This window comes from Treponema sp. OMZ 305 (assembly GCF_024181325.1).
Taxonomy (GTDB): domain Bacteria; phylum Spirochaetota; class Spirochaetia; order Treponematales; family Treponemataceae; genus Treponema.
In genome coordinates this window covers 1,315,366-1,335,455 of sequence record NZ_CP051300.1, presented here as the reverse complement: position 1 = coordinate 1,335,455, position 20,090 = coordinate 1,315,366, and the positions used below count along the sequence as shown (strand labels likewise).

16 protein-coding genes are annotated in these 20,090 nt (G+C 44.7%); 8 read left to right on the top strand and 8 right to left on the bottom strand.

Going from position 1 to position 20,090, the window contains the following annotated elements:
* Window positions 1-2: 2 nt before the first annotated feature.
* From ABK01_RS05950 to murQ, 6 genes are all read right to left on the bottom strand, one after another.
* Window positions 3-857, bottom strand: a complete 855-nt coding sequence (locus ABK01_RS05950; RefSeq protein WP_371922036.1) for a uracil-DNA glycosylase — start codon at window positions 855-857, stop codon at window positions 3-5.
* 470 nt (window positions 858-1,327) lie between these two features.
* A complete protein-coding gene (locus tag ABK01_RS05945; protein ID WP_253674924.1) occupies window positions 1,328-1,834 on the bottom strand; it encodes a hypothetical protein in 507 nt (168 codons plus the stop codon).
* Entirely contained in the window at window positions 1,831-2,913 is a 1,083-nt protein-coding gene (locus ABK01_RS05940) for an AAA family ATPase (RefSeq protein WP_253674923.1), read from the bottom strand. Before ABK01_RS05940 ends, ABK01_RS05945 begins: the two co-directional genes overlap by 4 nt.
* A 217-nt stretch (window positions 2,914-3,130) precedes the next feature.
* Complete coding sequence (locus ABK01_RS05935) at window positions 3,131-6,937, bottom strand: right-handed parallel beta-helix repeat-containing protein (protein ID WP_253674922.1); 3,807 nt, start codon at window positions 6,935-6,937, stop codon at window positions 3,131-3,133.
* Window positions 6,938-7,100: 163 nt separating this feature from the next.
* Window positions 7,101-8,018 (bottom strand): N-acetylglucosamine kinase, encoded by a 918-nt coding sequence (locus tag ABK01_RS05930; protein ID WP_253674921.1) that lies wholly within the window; start codon window positions 8,016-8,018, stop codon window positions 7,101-7,103.
* 49 nt (window positions 8,019-8,067) lie between these two features.
* Window positions 8,068-8,979 (bottom strand): N-acetylmuramic acid 6-phosphate etherase, encoded by a 912-nt coding sequence (murQ, locus tag ABK01_RS05925; RefSeq protein WP_253674920.1) that lies wholly within the window; start codon window positions 8,977-8,979, stop codon window positions 8,068-8,070.
* Between the two features lie 336 nt (window positions 8,980-9,315).
* On the opposite strand from murQ, the gene ABK01_RS05920 reads away from it, so the two are divergent.
* The 7 genes from ABK01_RS05920 to ABK01_RS05890 all read left to right on the top strand — a co-directional run bounded on the left by ABK01_RS05920 (window position 9,316) and on the right by ABK01_RS05890 (window position 17,341).
* On the top strand, window positions 9,316-11,913 hold the full coding sequence (locus ABK01_RS05920) for an ATP-dependent helicase (RefSeq protein WP_253676591.1): 2,598 nt from the start codon (window positions 9,316-9,318) through the stop codon (window positions 11,911-11,913).
* A 503-nt stretch (window positions 11,914-12,416) separates the two neighbouring features.
* Complete coding sequence (locus ABK01_RS05915) at window positions 12,417-13,271, top strand: transposase (protein WP_253674919.1); 855 nt, start codon at window positions 12,417-12,419, stop codon at window positions 13,269-13,271.
* Window positions 13,268-14,026 (top strand): transposase, encoded by a 759-nt coding sequence (locus ABK01_RS05910; protein WP_253674918.1) that lies wholly within the window; start codon window positions 13,268-13,270, stop codon window positions 14,024-14,026. Before ABK01_RS05915 ends, ABK01_RS05910 begins: the two co-directional genes overlap by 4 nt.
* 602 nt (window positions 14,027-14,628) lie before the next feature.
* Window positions 14,629-14,853 (top strand): hypothetical protein, encoded by a 225-nt coding sequence (locus ABK01_RS05905; protein WP_253674917.1) that lies wholly within the window; start codon window positions 14,629-14,631, stop codon window positions 14,851-14,853.
* A 177-nt stretch (window positions 14,854-15,030) separates the two neighbouring features.
* Window positions 15,031-15,654, top strand: a complete 624-nt coding sequence (locus tag ABK01_RS05900) for a hypothetical protein (protein WP_212566481.1) — start codon at window positions 15,031-15,033, stop codon at window positions 15,652-15,654.
* A gap of 209 nt (window positions 15,655-15,863) precedes the next feature.
* On the top strand, window positions 15,864-16,601 hold the full coding sequence (locus ABK01_RS05895) for a flagellar filament outer layer protein FlaA (RefSeq protein WP_253674916.1): 738 nt from the start codon (window positions 15,864-15,866) through the stop codon (window positions 16,599-16,601).
* Window positions 16,601-17,341: a flagellar filament outer layer protein FlaA gene (locus ABK01_RS05890; protein WP_253674915.1), complete on the top strand. Its 741-nt coding sequence runs from the start codon at window positions 16,601-16,603 to the stop codon at window positions 17,339-17,341. The genes ABK01_RS05895 and ABK01_RS05890 overlap by 1 nt, the downstream gene beginning before the upstream one ends.
* Window positions 17,342-17,382: 41 nt before the next feature.
* Here ABK01_RS05890 and ABK01_RS05885 read toward each other — a convergent pair whose 3' ends face one another.
* Window positions 17,383-18,054 (bottom strand): DUF8091 domain-containing protein, encoded by a 672-nt coding sequence (locus tag ABK01_RS05885; protein ID WP_253674914.1) that lies wholly within the window; start codon window positions 18,052-18,054, stop codon window positions 17,383-17,385.
* A gap of 3 nt (window positions 18,055-18,057) precedes the next feature.
* Entirely contained in the window at window positions 18,058-18,297 is a 240-nt protein-coding gene (locus ABK01_RS05880) for a hypothetical protein (protein ID WP_212566555.1), read from the bottom strand.
* 124 nt (window positions 18,298-18,421) lie between these two features.
* On the opposite strand from ABK01_RS05880, the gene ABK01_RS05875 reads away from it, so the two are divergent.
* A complete protein-coding gene (locus tag ABK01_RS05875) occupies window positions 18,422-20,086 on the top strand; it encodes a Na/Pi cotransporter family protein (protein WP_212566477.1) in 1,665 nt (554 codons plus the stop codon).
* Window positions 20,087-20,090: the final 4 nt, after the last annotated feature.

The window sequence follows — 20,090 nt, the reverse complement described above, 5'->3', positions numbered from 1 at the left end:
GACTAGCCCTGCGCCTGAAGTTCGTGCAGACGGGCGCGGAACCGCTTGAGGTCTTCCCATGCGGGGCGTTTAAGGCTTTCGTCCCGAAGCAGCGCACTCGGATGATAGGTCGGCATCAGTGGTATCCCCTGATAGTCGAAAAAACGCCCCCGCAGCTTGCCGATACCATCGGAGGTTTGCAGCAAATGCTGTGCGGCAATGCGCCCCATCACCAGAATCATCTTAGGGCGGAGCAGCCGTATTTGCGCATCCAAAAAGGCGGCGCAGCAACTCCGTTCCTCCGGCGCGGGGTCGCGGTTCTGTGGCGGGCGGCATTTGACCACATTGGTGATATAGCAGTTGGTCTTACGCGAAAGCTGAATAGCCTCCAGCATCTTGTCGAGAAGCTGCCCCGCCCTGCCGACAAAGGGTCTGCCCTGCCGGTCTTCGTCCGCGCCCGGCCCCTCGCCGATTACCATCACCTCAACGGAGTTGGTCAGGCGGGACAGCTCTTCGGGGCCTTCCCCCGCCACCGGATGGATACGGGTTTGCCCCAACACGCAGGCGGAGCACTGCGCAACCGCAGCGTAGATATCCTGCATCGACCGGAACGATGCGCCGGAACTGTCTGCCGGAGAATCTTCATCGGCAAAAAAGCCGCTCCGTTCATTGCCGATACCCGCGGGATGTGCCGCAAGCGTAACAGCCTCGCCGGATGAGTCCCCACCCGTTAAATCCGCAGAACTTCGAGCGACCGGCTCCGATGCTGCAGCAAATGCAAACGATTGGGGATACGGCGCATCGCTGCGGTATCCTTCAATATATTCCGATGCGGTTCTAAAAAAACGATATAATACTTCACACGTTTCCATAATCAACTTTCCGTTAGCCTTTTGAAAATAGACTGTTAAGCAGTTATACATCCGTGTACAACTCATGACGCAGATGCCCCGTTTTTATGACTAACCCTTCCGTCAGCCTTTTGAAATAGGTGGAGCAGATTCGAGGCGCGAGAAAAAATTAACCGCAGGCGTATCTTTGATACGTTGAGGATTAATTTTTTCGTAGCAACGAAGAAGATGCCCGCATATTTCAAAAGACAAGGTTGAACAACCTTTTTTATTTTGCGTGGCTAGTAAAAAAACGGCCTGATGTGATTACCCTACCATATTTGCGGGCATTATACACGGAATTGCAAGAAAATGCAAAGAAAAACCACTGATAAGTTGCGCCTTCCTATTCTTCTAACCTCATACGGAAACTGTAGTATTTTACGCTTTTTAGATACAGTTGGGAAAAAATTGATTTCCGTGCCCCTTAAATGATTTTATTTTTTAGTGCTGGATAGTTACAATTTTTTTATTTTATTTGACCTATTTTCATATTTACTGAAAGAAGAGCTTTTGTCGGCGGTTCTCGACCAGAATTTATATATATCAAAATCTTTATCTTCCAGTTTTTTTAAGCAATTTTTCTCCTTTAAAAAATCGCTTTTAAAATCACTGTTTGATTTACTGTTGAGCAATTCTTTTATATTTTTGATTGAAGTTGCATATATGATTTCATCTTCAAAATTATTTACTTGAGGAATTAAAACCGTCTCGATGTTTTCCCGCTGAAGCATATTCAGATTTTCATAAAGTGTATGCTCCGTATCAGCGGCATCCGTATCAAAAACTATAATAACTTTAGACTCCCGAGGTATAAGCCGTAAAAGTGTATTACTTATTTTCCGTTGATGTAAGACGCTCACTTTTCCCGATAAGATATATTTTCCTTTTAATATCTTTACGGCTTTTTCTTCCATTTGACCTTCAACCAAATAAAAACACACTGTACCGGCTGCCATAATCACCGATCCTCATTAAGATATTCGATTGAAAGAATTTTATTTATATCCGGAGAGATATCGAGTACATCATTTTTTACAATATTTCTTAAAGATATGTTATTTTTTTTTATTTTTTCTTCGGGGTGAACGACTTCTATCTTGTCATTTTTTCTTAGAAATATAAACGAATGTATAGGCAAATTCATTTCCAAAATATCTGTATTATGTGTCGTAAAAAATAATTGCGTATTCGGTTTTAATAAAGAAATCATTAAGCTTAAAACAGATTGTTCAATATCGCTTTGTATAAATGAAAATTGTTCATCACAATAATAAAAGCCATGCGTACCTTCGTATAAAGCGCTAATAAGAAAAGCTATATCCAAACCGGCTTTCGTTCCGCTTGATAAAAAATTCTTATCAACAACTTCCCCGTTTTGTACAAAGAGATCGCCGGTTTTACTTTTTATAATATAGCTTTTATCAACTTCCATACTCTTTAAAACCTTTGTAATAGAGGTATCAAGCGTCTGCAAAACCGCATTTAAAATATCCAAATCCAATATATTGGCATTATCCTTGAGTAAGGATGAGCTTTTCTCATCTCTAGGAAATGTAAATAGCCACCCAAACTGAGGTAGCTTTTCTAATTTTTCAATATTATCTTCTCCGTGTAATTTTTGGAGTTTTTTTACACACGTTTCATACGAATCGTTAACTGCTATTTCGGAAGAAAAAACATCAAGTGAAACTATTTTTTCGGGCAGAAATGTGCAGACAGCTCTGTATAAAACGTTATCATCGACTAAAAAATCGATAGAAAAATATGCTTCGCTTTTTTCATCTAAAAAATTATCGTCAAATGATTTTATATTTTTTTTTGAAAGAAAATTAAAAATATCAACGAGCGCTTTACCGAGAGATGTTTTTCCGGAAGCGTTCGCTCCCATAAGAATATTAACTTTTTTATAACGAAAATTCGGCTTTGTTTCCAAATATTCATTTTCGATAGTGGATTTTACTAATTTTTTGGGATACGAAAAATTGACTTTAAAATCTTGAAACCCGAAGAGATTGTTAAGCTCCAAGTTCATTACAACCATAATAATAGTCCTTCTGTCTTATTAGTTCCATTTTTCAGAACTAATAAAACTATACTATATATTTTTTTATACGTCAATTGTAAGCCTCAATTATTTTGCGTGGCTAGTAAAAAAACGGCCTAATGTGATTACCCTACCATATTTGCGGATACTATACACGGAATTGCAAGAAAATGCAAAGAAGTAGTGAATATCACCTATTACATACAAGAGAAGCCTATTTCAGCCTAAGCTTCAATACATGGTTTTGAGAAATAAGCTTCCAATGGGGCTGGCTGCCTATTTTATCCGTTATCGTAAATTTATTTTCGTAGCCTGATGGAATAGTAAAACTGGAATCGCCCTTCACTATTTCTCGGTTGTTTTGATAGCCGCCGTTCGTACTATTTAACGTAATACGTGCAACTTTTTCCGTAGCAGTTAGCTCAGCGGTCAGCGTGATAAAGGCAGTATTCGTCAAATATATGTCATTCTTGCTTGGACCAGTGGCTCCTCCGCTTGGTTCAACATTAATAACCGTAGAACCCGACATATTGAAGACCGAATCGTCAATATATATAGCCCCTCCGTCCCTTTTGGCAGTGTTGCCGATAACGGTAGTATCTTTAAGCGTAAGCTCTTTATCGCTATAGATACCGCCTCCATTTCCAACGTTGCTATTCTGGTTAGAAGCTTCATTATTCTCTATCCTAACACTGTCCATCGTACACGTTCCTGCATTAACCATTCCGCCACCGTAGTATTGTACGTTGTTATCCTTTATCTCAGCATGGTTAATAGCTGCCGTTCCACGGTTATACACGCCCCCGCCGTAATCAGCCGTATTTTTAGAGATGATAACAGGTTTCTCACTAGCCTCATTGATAGTTAATGTACCGAGTTTAATATCGCCTGAATCTTTATCTACAAAAATACCGCCACCGTTACCAACGTCTGCTCCTATCTGCATAGCAGTGTTACCGCTAATTTTTGTACCTGCTTTTAAGATACATTTAGCCTCCGAATTGACGAATATACCACCACCCTGTACCGCATAGTTCCCTTTGCTTGTATCGTCGTCGCCGATGGTACATTCTGTTATAGTAATCGTGGAACCTCCGTTATAAATAGCTCCACCCCCGCCGTTCGCAATTACACCGCTCGCTGAATTCTTTGTAAAAGAACCTCTCGATATAGTAAGAGTTCCCGCTTTAACGTGCAGACCGCCTCCTCTCAGTGCACTACAGTTATTAACAGTTACATTTTCCAACTTACATTGGACGTTATTACCGTTATACAGATTGATACCTCCCCCGTTAGCTTCTGCTTCACAGTTTTCAATAGTCGTATCTTTTATGCTCACCGTTCCTTTCGGCGCTTGAATATCAATACCGCCGGACGACTGGCTGCCCTTTCCTTTACACTTTTCTATTCTACAGTTTTCGAGTATTAAATCTTTGCCTTTATTAAAGTAAATACCGGCTGCATTATATTGGGTCTTACAGTCCTTAATCGTTACATTCTTCATTGTAAGGGAACTATTATCATCAACATAGACGGCATATTTTTCGGTCTTGGTTAGGATTACGCTTTCAAGCGTTAAGGTCTTACCGCTATCCACCTCAAAAATACCTTTAATCTTTGTCCCAGCAGTCCCTCCATCAGCTCCGGTACCATGTGCATTCAAAGTATACCTATTGCCCTCGGTTGATTTTACGGTGATATTCTCTTTTACCTTTATTGTAGATTCCATGATGGTCCATTCATACGTAATATCGTTTGCTATTTCGATAACGGCACCGTCGGAAGCTTCTTGAACTGCTTTCCGTAAGGCTTCCCACGTGGTTATTGCCGGACTCTGACCTCCAACAGCCTTAAACTTGACGATAACGGTTACGTTATTCTGCACCGTTAGAGAAGCATTGTTATTATTGCCGGAATCAGGAACCGCACCCGTCCAGCTATCTACTTCATAGCCGAGAGCCGGTTGTGCGTTAAATCTTACCTCACTATTGTAGGGAACATCGGTAAATTGTTTGTGCTCCGTGCCGCTTGCTGTGTCATATTGGGTGTCATATAAACCTATAAGTTTTCCGCCCTGTCCTCCGTCTACTTTAAATGTTACGATATAGGTCTTTGGCGTCCACCGCGCCGTGTATTCCGCATTTGCTGCAGGGAATACGAGCGATGCAGGCAGTGTAGGATTCCAGCCGTTAAAGGTATAGCCTTGTCTGGTCGGTACAGGCGCGGTAAACGCTGCACCGAATTTACCATTTCTCGTAACATCAGCCGTACTACCGCTGATATTTCCGCCCGCGAGCTTAAAGGTTACGGTAATGCGCTTCCTCTTATATTTGACTTCAACAACCGTATTTCCGTCTCCGGTAATCGTTTTTTGCTTAATGGGGAGCGGCTCAAAACCGGCATAGCCATTTGCCGTAGCCGTTGTCAGTGTCCCCGTAGTACCGGATAATGTTTGAGTAGCACCGGAGACAATCGTGTACTCATTATCATTATCAATATTTTGCTGAAAGTGCTTTACCGTGTACGATACCCCTCCCACCGGATCCCATCTTGCATAGAGGGTAATGTCGGATGTTACCGTACCGGAATCGAAATCCCATGCAGTTGTACAGGCATCGTCTTTGCACCAGTTGCGGAACGTATATCCCGCCGGAGCAGTCGGTGCGGCGGGTATTGGCGAAATTTTAAAACCATAGAGTACCATTTGAGCAGGAACCTCGCCTCCGCCTTTGGAATTAAAGGTTACCGTGTGCTCCTTTAAGACTTTATAGTATACCGTTTGAGGATCGCTCGGTTTAAATGCTACCCCGTCTGTATGATATGTCAACTTATAAACTTTTTCGCCTGCTCCGTTTAACGGCATATCTACGGTAACGGGAGAAGCTCCTGTCTGCTCAGGTGTAGGCGTGTGTCCTGCCTCTGTCAGTGTATAATGAATAGTTACGTCTTCGTCCGAAACACTAAGCTTAATTTGAGCTTCCGGCGCTAAAGCGGCAGCTTTTACGACAATCGCCTGATTCTGCGCAGTTCCGTCCCCCGAAAGAGAATCTATCTTTGTTCCCGTAATGACAGCAGCCTGCGCCTGTTGTGGGGCATTTAACTGAGTCCTTGCCGTAACCGATTTTGAATACAGTCCTTTTGCGTCCTTTAATCTAATCGTATAGTCTTTTTTTGCACTGCCGGGCATTACTTTAACATCGGTTTTAAAATACAGCGTCCAATCGGAAGGAATATTTTCCGCATCAGGGGGTGCTAATTTTTTTACTTTACCTTTATCGATAAAATAGCTGCCATTTTGTGCTTTCAGCTGTTTCTGTACGTTATCAACCGAAAGGCTATACGGTATCCCAGCTATTTCAATGCCGACAATATCCTCATGCAAAAGTCCATTGCTGCACCGTTCTTTCATATCGCCATCCGACAGTTGCAAGCACAGAACATAATAAGAAGTTTCGGAAGATGAAGCGGTTTTTGTCTGTGCAATAACACATTTATCAATAGCCGGAGGCGGGGTATTTACCGTAAGTCCAAACGGGACGGTTTGTTTAAATGCTCTACCGTCTGTGGTATACAGAGTAATAGCCGGAGTTATCGCTTCGCTTCCCCATTCATACTTTTGTAAAAAGGCAGGGTTATAGGTAAGCGTCAGCTTGGTATTTGAAATTTTTTTGAACTCATAATCATTGCCGGATTGCGGTGCGGCAGCTCTTTTATCGGATGTATTTTGAGTTTGCGGAAAGGTAATAATATCGGCAGGAGCATCGGAATCTCCCGGCATTCTAAAATGAAAGTTTTTAGGATTGCGCAGGGTAAACGTAACCGTTACGGCATCCTTAGAGGGAACGCAGTGCGTACCTTCAGCATCGGTTTGAGTTACCGTATCAAACGCATAATCTGCGATAGATGCCTCGGTTGACCAATAGCTTAAATAATCATCGATATCTGCCATGTAATTTTTACAGGCAACGAAAAAGCAAAAAGTTAAAACTGAAAGAATAACGGTTCGCACAACTTTTTTCATTTAAAACTCCGGCAGAATTCAAAACGGCTACAAAAGCATTATTTTTCTATTTTAACTCATATTACTCAAAAAAGAAAGCACAAAATTGCCGGTATCAAAAGACTCATCCTTCGTTATTCTGAGATTTTTACCTACTCTACCTGATGTATTTGTCTCTCAAAATTTACTGCCTGCCAAGCCGGGCAAGAATGCATGCACCGACAACCGGCTCAAAACGGCGGCGGATAATCCGCACCTGCGGCAAAGCATCAGCGATATAGGCAGCGGTCAGCTTTGCAAATGAAGCTTGATGCTCCAAAATGCCGCCGGAGAATACCACTTCAGCCTCCGTTCCGTCGAAGAGGGCACCGTATACGCTGCGGGCAAGGAGCGACAGGTCTTGAGCGGCGGTTTCCAGAATACCTATCGCCGCCGTATCCGATTGCTGCGCCGCCTGAAATACGCAGGGCGAAAAAGAGGCCACCCGCGATTTATTAAAATTTGTGTACAAAAAGGGAAACAATTCCCGTATGGTGTTGACTCCGTAATGGTTAAACAGCATCGGAGCCAATAGAGTGTTCACTCCGCGCCGTTCCAAAGCGGCGGCGGCAGCTTTAATCCCGTCCAATCCTATCTTAAAGCCGGAACCTTCGTCCCCAATCAAATGGCCGAGTCCGCCGGCGCGGGCGGTTTTACCGTTCTTATCTAATCCGGCGGCAATAGAGCCGGTACCGCTCACCACGATAATGCCTTCCGCCGTTCCGGTGCCGCCTGCGAGCGCTGCCAGTGCATCGTTGCAAAGATACAGAGGACAGCGGATGCCTTCGCCGGTAAAAAAACGGCGGAAATCTTCGGTCTCTTGTTCCGTGCTCATACCGGCGGAAGCAAAGCAGCCTGCAGCGCAGTTCTGCACATCGATGCCGCTTTCAGTTTTCAGTTTTTGAATCAACTCGCGGAGATTGGTGCAGGCTGCATCGAATCCTACCGCATACCGGTTGGTAGAACCGCCCTTTACCTGCGCAATCAGCCGATCGGTTTCATCACAGATACCGAGCCGTGACTGTGTTCCCCCTCCGTCGATCCCGAAAAATAAGTGCTTCATCGTTTCCCGAACTCCCCTCTGCTGATGTAACCGCCGCACAACAGGCTGTTTACCCCCGCTGCCCCCGTTTATACACATCGAGCGCATTGTTGATATTGCCGTTCCCCTGCTTAAGAAGCGCTTCCGCTTCCTCTTTCGATATCTCAAGCGAGGCCATAATCACCGCTGTCCGTATCTTCCGTCCGGAATCCTCAAATATCTGTGCGGCATGAGCCTCCCCGCATCCGGTAATCTCGTTAATCAGCCGCTTCGACCGTTCTACCAACTTTGCGTTTACCGGCATCAAATCGATCATAAAGTTATTATATACCTTTCCCAGCCTAATCATCGCTGTGGTGGTAATCATATTCAGTGCGAGCTTTTGCGCAGTACCCGACTTCATTCGAGTGGAACCGGTAACGATTTCGGGCCCGACCGGCAGATAAATGGGATAATCGGCAAGCTCGAAGGTGCGTGAATCTTTATTGCAGCTTATTGCACCGGTCGGGCTGCCGAGCGAACGGGCATACCGGAGCGCTCCCAGCACATAAGGGGCGGAACCGGAGGCGGTAATACCGACCAACATATCGGCTGCCGAAAACCCCGCGCCGCGCAGCTGATCGATACCGTGGTTTTCATCATCCTCGGCGCCTTCGATGGAACGGCGGAGCGCTGCATCACCGCCTGCGATAAAGCCCTGCACCATATCGGGGGACACGCCGTAGGTGGGCGGACATTCGGAGGCATCAAGCACCCCCAGACGGCCGGAGGTTCCCGCACCGAGGTAAAACAGCCGTCCGCCTTTTTGAAACACCTCAACCGCACAATCGACCAACTGCGTCAATTGCGGAATCGCCTGCGCAACCGCCTCGGGAACTTTTTTATCTTCATTATTGATAATCGTTAAAATTTCTGCCGTACTTTTTGTATCGATTTGATATGAAGCAGGATTACGCTGCTCCGTTACGGGAATTTCTTTCATTGCTATCTCCTGTAAGCAAAAAACATCTTGCTGATTTTAGCTCAATCTTCAGTTTTTGTGTAGCAGAAATCAACAGTCTCGACGCAGAGCATTGAAACTGTTGATTGTGACTGCCGAAATTATACCTTTCTTTCCCCTAGCCAAGCCCTCGATAAACTCATACAATAAGTTATCTTTAAAACTATAGCTCTTAGATATCATGGTATCTTCTAAAAACCGCAAGCCTATCGGTTTGTTCTGTAAAGAAATGATTTATCGTATCCGCTCGTGCGGATTGCGAATCAGTTTTTAAAGGTTTCCATCATTAAGAGCGCGTATTCTATGGTAAAATTATATATGGAAGAATCGTGCGGATATTTATCGGTTTTAAATCCTGAACAACTTGAAGCGGTGTGTCATACCGGCTCGCCGCTTTTGATTTTGGCAGGTGCGGGTTCGGGGAAGACACGGGTTATTACAACAAAAATTGCGTGGCTCATTGCTGAACAGGGGGTACGCCCCGAATCGATTTTGGCAGTTACCTTTACCAACAAAGCTGCTCGGGAAATGGCGGAACGGGCACAGGCACTGGATGAACGCGCGGGCAGGTCGAGTATCAGAACCTTTCACTCCTTCGGTGCGTGGATGCTGCGCCGATATGCCGAATGGGCGGGACTTTCTCCTAATTTTACGATTTACGATGATGATGATTCGGTAACGCTGCTGATGAAGGCGCTGCCTCAACTAAATAAGCAGGAGGCGCAGCGCTTTATACGGAAAATCTCCCGTGCGAAAGATTATTGCCTTTTGCCCGATAGTCCGCAGCTTACAATGATCGACCCTGCGCCTGAGTTTGCAGTAATCTACCGTGCGTATCAACAGCGGCTCCGCGAAACGGGGAATGCCGACTTCGGCGACCTGATTATGCTGCCGGTTCAGCTGCTGCAAGAGCATACCGCTATTGCCCAACAGCTGCATAGACGCTTTAAAGTGATCCTCGTGGATGAGTATCAGGATTCAAACAGCGCTCAGTTTCAGCTATTGCGGGAACTGACCGGCGAAGACACGTATGTCTGTGTTGTCGGCGATGACGATCAGTCCATTTACCGGTTTCGCGGCGCGGAGGTGCAGAACATCCTCACCTTTGACCGTCAATTTCCGCATACAAAGATTATCCGGCTGGTGCGGAACTACCGCTCGTATGAACCGATTTTGCGCGTCGCCGACTCGGTTGTGTCCTGCAATGAAGGACGGCTCGGTAAAACGCTGATTGCAGCGCGCGGAACCGGCGGACAAAAGCCCAGCCTTTATTATCTACCGTCTCAAGATGCGGAGGCAGAGCTGTGTGTGCAGCTCATCAAAAAGGCGGTGCGGGCGGGCGGCTCGTACTCAGACTGGGCAATTTTGTACCGCACCAATGCACAATCGCTCAACTTTGAAACCACCTTTTTGCACGAAAAAATTCCGCACAAAGTAGTCGGTACGCTCAAGTTCTACGAACGCGAAGAGATAAAGGATGCGCTGGCTCTTTTGGCACTGATTGCAAACGGACGGGATGAAATTGCCTTCCGCCGTATGGTGAATAAACCCGCGCGGGGAATCGGCGAAACAACGCAGAACAAACTGGTCGCGTATGCCCGCGCTGCATTTGCAAGCTTATCCGCACATACAGATACACATGAAAATGTAGGAAAAGCGGCAAAGGCAGGTTCATCGGCATTCGACAGTTCACCGGAACAAGATAACGAAGATGCACAACAGGAGTTCACTCAACTGCAAAACAGCTCCGCGCAATTGCTGCAACCGGAGTTTGCCCAATTACAAGATACCGCTGCCCAGCCTCTGCAGAAACAAGTACAGCCGGAGCTGTCCCAACTGCAAGTGCCCACTCCCCTGCCCTCGCAACAACAAGCAGAAGGTACACCGCAACAGCAGCCGCAACAAGGAGCCGACTATATTACCGTACTGCGCGGCGCAGGGGCAAAGCTCCCGATATCTAAAAAAGCAGGCGCGGCATTGCAGGAGTTTTTAAACACACTGCATTCACTCCGCAGCCTTCTTGCCGAATACGATTCTGCGAATCCCGATACCGTCTTTGATACTGCGAATGCCACCGGCACTGCGGCGTTTGACACGGCAGTGGGTACCGACGCACACGCTAACAGCCTGCGGTCTGATGTTCCAACCGGCAGCACCAGAAACACCAACACCTCTGAACAGGCAGTTATGCAAAAACACGGACAGCAGGGCGAGCGGCTCGCTGCCTTTGTACTGGCTGTTATTGAGCAAACAGGTTTAGGCGTCTTTCACCGGAATCAAGACGAGGTGATGGGCACGCAGAAAACAGCGAACCTGCAGGAACTTGCCAATACCGCCTCGCTATACCCCTGCTCAACTGCCGGACTGACTTCCTTTTTAGAGCATATCGAACTGGATCGCAGCCTTGCGGAAACCGAAGCAGGAGCCGATGCCGTGCAGCTTATCACCATGCACAACACAAAAGGACTTGAGTTCCGCAATGTAATTATCACCGGTCTTGAAAACGGTATTTTTCCACGCAATGACGAAAGCGCCGAAGATATGGAAGAGGAACGGCGGCTGATGTATGTTGCCTGTACCCGTGCACAGGATGCGCTGTATATGACCAGCTGCGCGGCACGGCGGATGTACGGGAAGCTTTCATTTATGGAACCGAGCCGCTTTTTAGCGGAAATCGACAGCAACCTTATCGACGTGATAGGGCAGTCCATATCCGGCTCAAGTACCCCTGCCGATGAGGAAGCCGCATTGTGGAAGTGCGGACAGCGGCTCTATCATGATGACTACGGCTACGGCTATGTCGTACAGTCAAGGCAAAGCGGCGGCGAGTTGGTGATTACCGTACAGTTCGAAACCGGCAGCCAAAAACGCTTTTTCCCTGCGTATCAGAAATCTCAACTTTTTCGTGTCGACTAGACCTTTTGCAAATATACGGCATATCTGCGTTGTCGCTTAACAAAAAACAGTCCTCGACGTATCAAAGATACGCCTGTGGGTGTTTTTTGTACGCTCCTAGCATCTATACCGTCTCTTTGCAAAAGCTTACGGAAGTTTTTTTTCGAAAGCGCCCTTTTGCAAATATACGGCATATCTACTGCGTCGCATCATTAAAAGTGTACATCCGTGTACACTTTTCATGGCGAGTTTCGGCTTTGCCGAAATATCGCTTCTGTTTAAACCAGCGGCATCCGTGCCGCTTATGAAAATGCTCAACATATCAGAACGCCCAAGGACGGGCGTGGTTCCACGCAGTAGCGAGATTTGAGCTCCGGTCAAATCTCGTCGTTGAGCAGTGCACACGGAAGTACACTGCTCAACAGCGCCATGGAGGGCGGTGGTTTCACGCAACAGCGATGTTTTTGCGATGCAAAAACTCGCGGGGCTGTCCCAAAAGTATAAAGACGTGATAAAATCAGGATATGAGTAGAGGAGTCAGTAGTAAAATAACGTTTAAGACGTATGATCAAAGTGAACGGTGGCTATTGCCCCCGAGCTTAGAAGAATTGGTGCCGGAGAATCATCTGGTAAGAGTAGTCAGCGCAACGGTGGATGAAATAGAACTGAAAGCCCTGTTTGAAGCCTACACAACGGGAGGGGGAGCAAGCCGCTACCATCCGCAGATGCTGTTAAAAGTCTTGATCTACTGCTATCTGACCGGTACCTATTCGTCGCGGCAGATTGCGAAACAATGCCGAGAAAATGTAAACGTAATGTGGCTGGCAGCAAACCAAAAACCTGACTTTAGAACAATCAATGCATTTCGAGGAGAAAGGCTGAAAAGAGTGATTGAAGAAATATTTACCGCAACGGTAAAGCTTTTGTATGAAAAAGGCTATGTCAAACTAGAGAAGTATTTTGTGGACGGAACAAAGATAGAAAGTGCGGCGAACAAATATACATTTGTATGGAAAGGGTCGGTAGAAAAGTACGAAAAGAAACTGGACGAAAAAATAAGGGAGCTGATAAAAGAAATAAATACGATAGCCGAACAAGAAAATGAGATATATGGCGATAAAGATTTAGAAGAGCTCGGAGAAGGAGCAGAGGTTACGAGTAAAGAGATCAAAGAAGTTGCGCAAAAGATAAACAACAAGCTTGAAGCGTTGGCAGAGAATAGTGAAACAAAAGCAAAAACGGTTAAAAAAAACTGGAGAAAGCAAAGAAAGCACTTGAGACAGAGCTGCTGCCGCGAAAAGAAAAATATGAAGCATACAACGCAACCTTTAATGGGAGAAACAGCTTTTCTAAAACCGACCATGATGCCACTTTTATGAGAATGAAAGAAGATGCGATGAAGAACGGGCAGTTAAAGCCCGGCTACAATGTACAAGTAGGCAATGAGAATACCTTTGCAATAGGCTATGATATATTTGCGGATGCTGCGGATATGAGAACCTTACCGGTTCATATTGATAATGTACAAAAACGGTTAGAGCATACCTTTGAAATGGTGATAGCAGATGCAGGGTATGGTAGTGAAGAAAACTATGAGTATCTTGAGAGAAATGGAAGTGTTGCATTAGTAAAATATGGAAGCTATCATCAACAGCGGAAGAAGAGTTTTAAGAAGAAGCTCTTTAATAGTGAAAATTGGGACTATGATAGTGAGCAAAAAGCATACACCTGTCCAGCCGGCAACAGAGTACCGTATGTGAAAACCGTGACGAAAGAAACGAAAAACGGGTATACCCATACCATTGATATCTATCAGTGCCATAGTTGTGAAGGTTGTCCGTTACGGGAAAAGTGTACGAAAGCGAAAGAAGGGCGAACGGTACAGCGGAACGAGAAGTGGCTTGCCCAAAAGAAGCAAGTCAATGAGCTACTTGATGATGATGAGAACAAGAAAATCATGAAACGCCGCTCGGTAGAATGCGAAACGGTCTTTGGACAAATAAAAGGGAACCAGCACTTCCGTCGCTTTTATTTACGCAGCACTGAAAAAGTAACAGTAGAGATCGCTCTGTTATTGCTTGGTTATAATATTAAGAACCTTATGCGCAAAGAACAGGAAAAGAAGGCGGCATAAGGGGGATAAATCGAGGGTTACCCCTAAAATAATCAAAAAAAACGAAAAATATGGTTAGTTCTGTGAAGCAGGGGCTATACAATCGGTAATAAAACAAAACTTTTAGGACAGCCCCAGGCTATTTCAAAAGGCTTACGGAAAGTTTCTTTTATACGAAGGGTAAACGCATCAGATAGATAAATCAAAATCGCAGAATAAAGGGACTATGAGGCCATTTGAACCGCGAAGAGGTTCAACTCTGGCCGAATAGTTTCTTTATTCGTGCGGAGGATTTAATACCCCGACGCTCTGCGTCGTAACAAAGGGTATCAAAGCCGACTGCAACCACCCCGCCAAGGATGTCCATCCGTGGACATCCTTGGCTACGAGTTTTGAGCGGGACGCTCAAAACATCGTTTTTGCTGAAAACTACCGGCATCCGTGCCGGATAGCCCATACAGTGCGAAACGTTGAGCACTGTGCCCCGACGCTTGCGTCGGGGTATGTTGATTCTGCGGGAATAGTTAGAAAATCATCTGATGCATTTGCTCGATTATCTCGACAAAAAAACAAATATACGGTATGCTTTTACATACAAGCTTTATTATTAGGAGAGCATCGTTATGAAAACTTTACATTGTGACATCTGCAAAAAAGAGTTGGTTAACCCTATAACCGGCAGAACCTATTGGCATATCCGCGAATATGATGTTTGCGAAGCCTGCAAGGACACCATCGAAGCAAAAATTCGGCCGATTGTCCGCCAACATGTACCTTATTCCCAAGATTGGTATGAAGATCAGTTTATATCATTGATCGAAAAAGGAGTCGCTGCACGCCATCCGTAAAAGAAGCGGTGGTGTAACATTATATTACCGAAAAAATGAATAGGGGATTGTTCGAGTTATAGGATATTTTGGATGGTTCCCTGTTCTAGAGGAAAGCCTCTAGTATTCCGTCGCCCCTAGGTTTGTGTTAAAAATGAGCGTTGTCTATCGTATCATTTTATGATATTCTAATGGGATATGGCTGTTTTACTATTATTTTGTATTCCGCTCATTTTTTTCTCTTATGCCTTTCAATTAGAAGAAAAAAATAAGCATATCTTTATGTTTTTTGTCGGTATTGCAGCGACAACGCTGTTCTTACTGATTGTGTCTTTTTTTTCTGCAAAAACGGATCGCTATATCGGTTCGTTAGGAAGTTATTTTTTTTACTCCTTTTTTGTGGATACCTTTATTCCCTTTTGCATTGTACTATTGATTGCGCTGATCTTTTCCGGTTTTAACGTTTTGCCGATTCCGGCAGCGCTGTTTGGTCTATTTACCGTAAAAATATATCAGCAATTATTTCTTGCAAGTACGCATCTCCGCATTATGCCCATCGTACTTTGCATCATTCTGTATACAAGCGCTCTTTTTATTCTGGATGCACTCTTACATTTTTGCGCCGAAATTACTTTCTACTATGCCGTTGCTTGTACACTCTGCTTCCTTCTATTTATGGGGATCCTTATGTTGGGCACTTTTGCGCTGGGGCTTTATTATTTTAAAGGGGACCCAATAATCTACGGTTCGATTTTAGCAGGGCTTGCTTTAATCGGTACGGTACTCCACTTTATACTATACCGAAAGGGAAACGCCGGTTAACAAGCGGACAAAAAATGCAAAAAAAGCGTCTACCCCTTGTATATTTTACCTACTCTGCCGATACTGTAGGCAGAGTTCTTCATCCGCTGCGGAATTGATGCTCCATTATTTCAGGTTTGAGGATTACCGAGTTGTTTGACAAAGTTTTCTTTTCAGACTATAATGGGTATGATTTCTTAGAATATCGGCGGAAATAAAAGGAGTTGTGAATGAAACAAGGCGTTGTTATTACGGTCTTTGTTCTGATGTTTGCAGTCGTTTGTACTCCATTGGCAGCGCAGGATAGCGGTGTTAATTATCAAACGTACATGGTGGAGACTTTTGACTCCCCCGAATCATCAGAGATAACATGGAATGCTATTGGAAGCAAGTTTATCACCGAAGGTTATCCTATTTTAAAGTATTTTGACGGAATGCCGAACGCTCTGCGGGTTATGCAATCCGATTCCGATAAAGAATACAAATTTTTAGGAATGCAGTTTAAATTTAACCGCCAAGGCGATAACTGGGTCGATCTCTATCCGACAAAAAGCTCAGGCGATAATGCCGCTCCTTATGAAATCCCCTTAAAAGGGGTTGTCCAAAGATTCGATCTTTGGGTCTGGGGCGCAGGCTATGCGTATGATCTTGAAATTCTGGTACGCGATTGCAATGGACGGATACATACATTACCGGTAGGAACATTAAATTACCATGGATGGAGAAATTTAGCGGTTACCGTTCCCACAAATATTCAGCAGCGGTCGCGCTATTTATCACAGCTTAAATATATGAGCTTTGTCGCATTTAGAATCCGCACTCAGCCTACGGAGAACGTTGATGACTTTTATGTTTTCTTTGATGAATTCAAGGCATTAACAAATACTCGTACTGCTTCTTATGACGGATATGAGTTAGAAAAGGCTCAGTTTGGAGATGCCGATTCAAATAAGGAGGGCGGAAAATAATGACAAAAAAATATGTTACCATCTTAGCATTATTATCAGCGCTATCGTTGTTTGCATTTGCCCAAGAGAACACACGCGATGCATCATCCTTGGATCAAGCAGATCCTTCTCGTATCGGTGTTGAATCTGCAGAACAGCGTTTAAAAGAAGTATCGGTCGATAAGTTTGAAAATGAAGGTTCTTGGACGTGTTCCATGTCCTCGGATGAGGGTGTTATTCAAGGACGTTTATTTGATGGCGCTCCCAAGCAAAAGAAGCCGATTCCGGAAGAAGAGAACCTTAATTTACCCGATAGCAAAGTTTATGGTACAAAGGTGTCTTTCTATCGCCGCGGTTATAATAGCTTTGAAGTCCGTGCTGTCAAACCGATTCCGGTCGAAGGCATTACGAAAACCGTCAGCGTTTGGGTTGTCGGAAGAAGCTATCCGCACGTTTTAAAGCTCATCCTTGAAGACTATATGGGACAGCGCTTTGAACTCTATGTAGGGAAGCTGAACCATGCAGGATGGAAGCTGATGACCGTTGCAGTTCCTCCCCAGAATGCAGCAGGAACGGGAATTGTACAAAAAGATTATCACTATGGAACAAGCATGGGCTTAAAGGTTGTAGGTTTCCGCATTGAATGCAATCCGTGGGAAGCTTATGGAAATTACTACATCTATTTCGATGATCTTCGTGCCGTTACCGACCTTTATGAAGTTGATCTGCGCGATGATGACGATATGAAAGACAGCTGGTAAACCGTTGTTCTAACTCGTATCAATCGATTGAAAACCGGTATCTATTCGATACCGGTTTTTTTATACACATGATAGCGCCCCGCTTTCGTATAAAAAGCTATTTTTTGACATTTTTTTAAAAACGATAGGATATATGATGCGTATACACCGGCGCCTAATTTCCTTACATCGGCGCTAATAAATACATCAGGCAGCTTTGCCATAAATGTCGCGATCAAGCTATTGATACCGTGAAATTCCTCCTCCCGATGTATCTTTAACAGCTTTTTATCAATAATACGCGGTCTTTTATATCTGCTTCGCCCCTTCTTATCATCAATTTTGATAACTTCACAATCGATATACAGAATTTGTATCGTAAGATTTGGATTATCAAGACAGTGAACAATCCCTAACAGCTCTCTGAAAATCTGATAGAAATTACCGTGCTTAGGACTTTTACGGCAGCTGCGCTTAGAGCCGTCTGCATTGAGCATCAGTATATATGCATTTTGGATGATGGGATAGACAATCTGAATAGGATACAGCGGCAAAAGCTTTTCCAATTTAGCTCGCAGTGCGGAAAGTTTAGAGGTTTGTATTTCTATTATCCGCCCTGCATCGTAAATATCACAGATAAATCCCTGCAACGAGGTTTCCTGCACGGCACTGGTACTGCTATACAAGTCTTTTAGGGTACGGTGCAGGTGTGTTTCATTATAAGTGTTAATCATTCGTTAGAGGTATGCACGTAATTCAACCGCATCCAACTGTTCCAATATGTAATAAATTGTAACAATACCCCTTTCTTCACGGGTGCGTTTTCCGCATACCTGATACACAATCATTTTATTTGTCGGGAGCGGCGGTATTAATCGCCTACCGTTGATGTCGTACAGAGATCCGACCATAAGCTCATCGGAAACTTCCTGTGTATCGCCATCGGGAAATATCATATAATATTCATAGAGCGTCATATCGACACTATAGCAGTTTTTTTTTAACTCGCACAAGAGAGAGATGAGGGTGTCCAAAAATCTTCTCCTAAAATCAACTGCTTGTGTCATTGCAAAAGACATTACCTTTTGTTATGCTGTCGGCATGAAAATAGTTGTAATATTGCTACAAGCATTGGGGAGCCTCGGCTTCATTCTATACGGCATGAAACTGATGAGCGAAGGTATTCAGAAAAGTGCCGGAGGAAGCCTTCACCGAATCCTCAATATGATGACCGGTAATCGGGTTCTTGCCGTCATTACCGGTTTTGCAGTTACTGCTATTGTTCAATCATCAGGCGCAACCACCGTTATGACCGTCTCTTTCGTCAATGCGGGGCTTCTCTCATTGACACAGGCAATCGGCGTTATATTCGGCGCCAATATCGGTACTACGGTTACCGCATGGATTGTCGCGTTGGTCGGCTTCCAGCTCAAGCTTGCCGAAATTGCCATTCCGGCATTCGGTATCGGCTTTTTTCTTACCTTCTTCAAAAAGTTCCGTCAGGAAAGCTTGGGCGAAGGCATCATGGGCTTTGGGCTCCTCTTCACGGGACTCGGCATTCTTTCTTCCCTGATGCCGGATATTTCCGCCGATAACCTTTCGTTTTTATCGTTAGCTGCCGATGGCAGTATATACAGCATTATAATCGGTTTTGTTGCAGGTTTTGTTTTAACGGTTGTGTTACACTCCTCGTCGGCAACCACCGCTATTATTTTGACCATGGCTTATGGCAACGTTATCGGTATGGAATTCGCTGCGGCAAGCGTACTCGGCAGTAACGTCGGTTCGACAATCGACGCAGTTGTCGCAGCAATCGGCAGCAAGCTCAACGCGCGCAGAACAGCTATGGTGCACGTACTGTTTAACGTATGCGGCGCACTTTTATTTTTAATCTTTTTTAAACCATCACTCGCACTGTTGTATCGTTTAACGCCTGAAGGCAGCAGACTTGCAGATATCACCATCCGGCTTGCACTCTTCCACTCGCTGTTCAACATCCTGAATACTTTGATTGCGCTCCCCTTTGTTTCATATATTGCGCGCTTCGTAGAATGGCTTGTCAAAGACAAAGGAGACGAATCACCGGAACGGTATCAACTGGTTATGCCGAACGAAACGGCAATTAAAGAGAACATTGAAGCTTACATTCTGCAAGCCGAACGCGAAATCAGTGTAATGTCTACGGTTGTACGAAAGATGTTTGACACAATCCGCCCCCTGCTGGAAGACGATCACAAAGGCTCCGTTGAAGCCGTCATTGAACAGCTCGTACAGCAAGAAGACTATGCAGATCAAATGCAGGAAGAGTTATCCCGCTTCTTGATTGCAACCTCCCGTCTGTCGCTCAGTGTTAAAGCGGAGCACAATGTACGGCTGATGTTGACTATCGTCGATAATCTCGAAAACATGACCGATCATATCTATGAATTAGGACTACACATCGAAAAGAGCAAAAAGAAAAAGCTCAATATTCCGAAAGAAGATATGGATAAGCTTTTGCCCTATCTCGGCGTCGTTAATCAATTTATTCATTTTGTACACGATCACTTGAATAAACCGTTGGCACAGGATCAATTGGCGCTTGCCGATGAAATGGAACAAACTATCGATGCAATGCGCAGCAACCTCAAAAAACTTGCGCGGAACCGTCTGGAAGAAGGCGGCAATGTTAAGGCGGAACTTTTGTATATCGATATGGTGCGGACAATTGAAAAGGTCGGAGACTGCGCGTTCAGTATTTCCGAAACGCTCAGCAAAACGATGTAACAAT

Excerpts from the sequence above, each read along its gene's own strand:
- ABK01_RS05940 (WP_253674923.1), bottom strand. The coding sequence starts at position 2,913 with ATGGTTGTAATGAACTTGGAGCTTAACAATCTCTTCGGGTTTCAAGAT.
- ABK01_RS05935 (WP_253674922.1), bottom strand. The coding sequence starts at position 6,937 with ATGAAAAAAGTTGTGCGAACCGTTATTCTTTCAGTTTTAACTTTTTGC.
- ABK01_RS05930 (WP_253674921.1), bottom strand. The coding sequence starts at position 8,018 with ATGAAGCACTTATTTTTCGGGATCGACGGAGGGGGAACACAGTCACGG.
- murQ (WP_253674920.1), bottom strand. The coding sequence starts at position 8,979 with ATGAAAGAAATTCCCGTAACGGAGCAGCGTAATCCTGCTTCATATCAA.
- ABK01_RS05920 (WP_253676591.1), top strand. The coding sequence starts at position 9,316 with ATGGAAGAATCGTGCGGATATTTATCGGTTTTAAATCCTGAACAACTT.
- ABK01_RS05915 (WP_253674919.1), top strand. The coding sequence starts at position 12,417 with ATGAGTAGAGGAGTCAGTAGTAAAATAACGTTTAAGACGTATGATCAA.
- ABK01_RS05910 (WP_253674918.1), top strand. The coding sequence starts at position 13,268 with ATGAGAATGAAAGAAGATGCGATGAAGAACGGGCAGTTAAAGCCCGGC.
- ABK01_RS05905 (WP_253674917.1), top strand. The coding sequence starts at position 14,629 with ATGAAAACTTTACATTGTGACATCTGCAAAAAAGAGTTGGTTAACCCT.
- ABK01_RS05900 (WP_212566481.1), top strand. The coding sequence starts at position 15,031 with ATGGCTGTTTTACTATTATTTTGTATTCCGCTCATTTTTTTCTCTTAT.
- ABK01_RS05895 (WP_253674916.1), top strand. The coding sequence starts at position 15,864 with ATGAAACAAGGCGTTGTTATTACGGTCTTTGTTCTGATGTTTGCAGTC.
- ABK01_RS05890 (WP_253674915.1), top strand. The coding sequence starts at position 16,601 with ATGACAAAAAAATATGTTACCATCTTAGCATTATTATCAGCGCTATCG.
- ABK01_RS05885 (WP_253674914.1), bottom strand. The coding sequence starts at position 18,054 with ATGATTAACACTTATAATGAAACACACCTGCACCGTACCCTAAAAGAC.
- ABK01_RS05880 (WP_212566555.1), bottom strand. The coding sequence starts at position 18,297 with ATGACGCTCTATGAATATTATATGATATTTCCCGATGGCGATACACAG.
- ABK01_RS05875 (WP_212566477.1), top strand. The coding sequence starts at position 18,422 with ATGAAAATAGTTGTAATATTGCTACAAGCATTGGGGAGCCTCGGCTTC.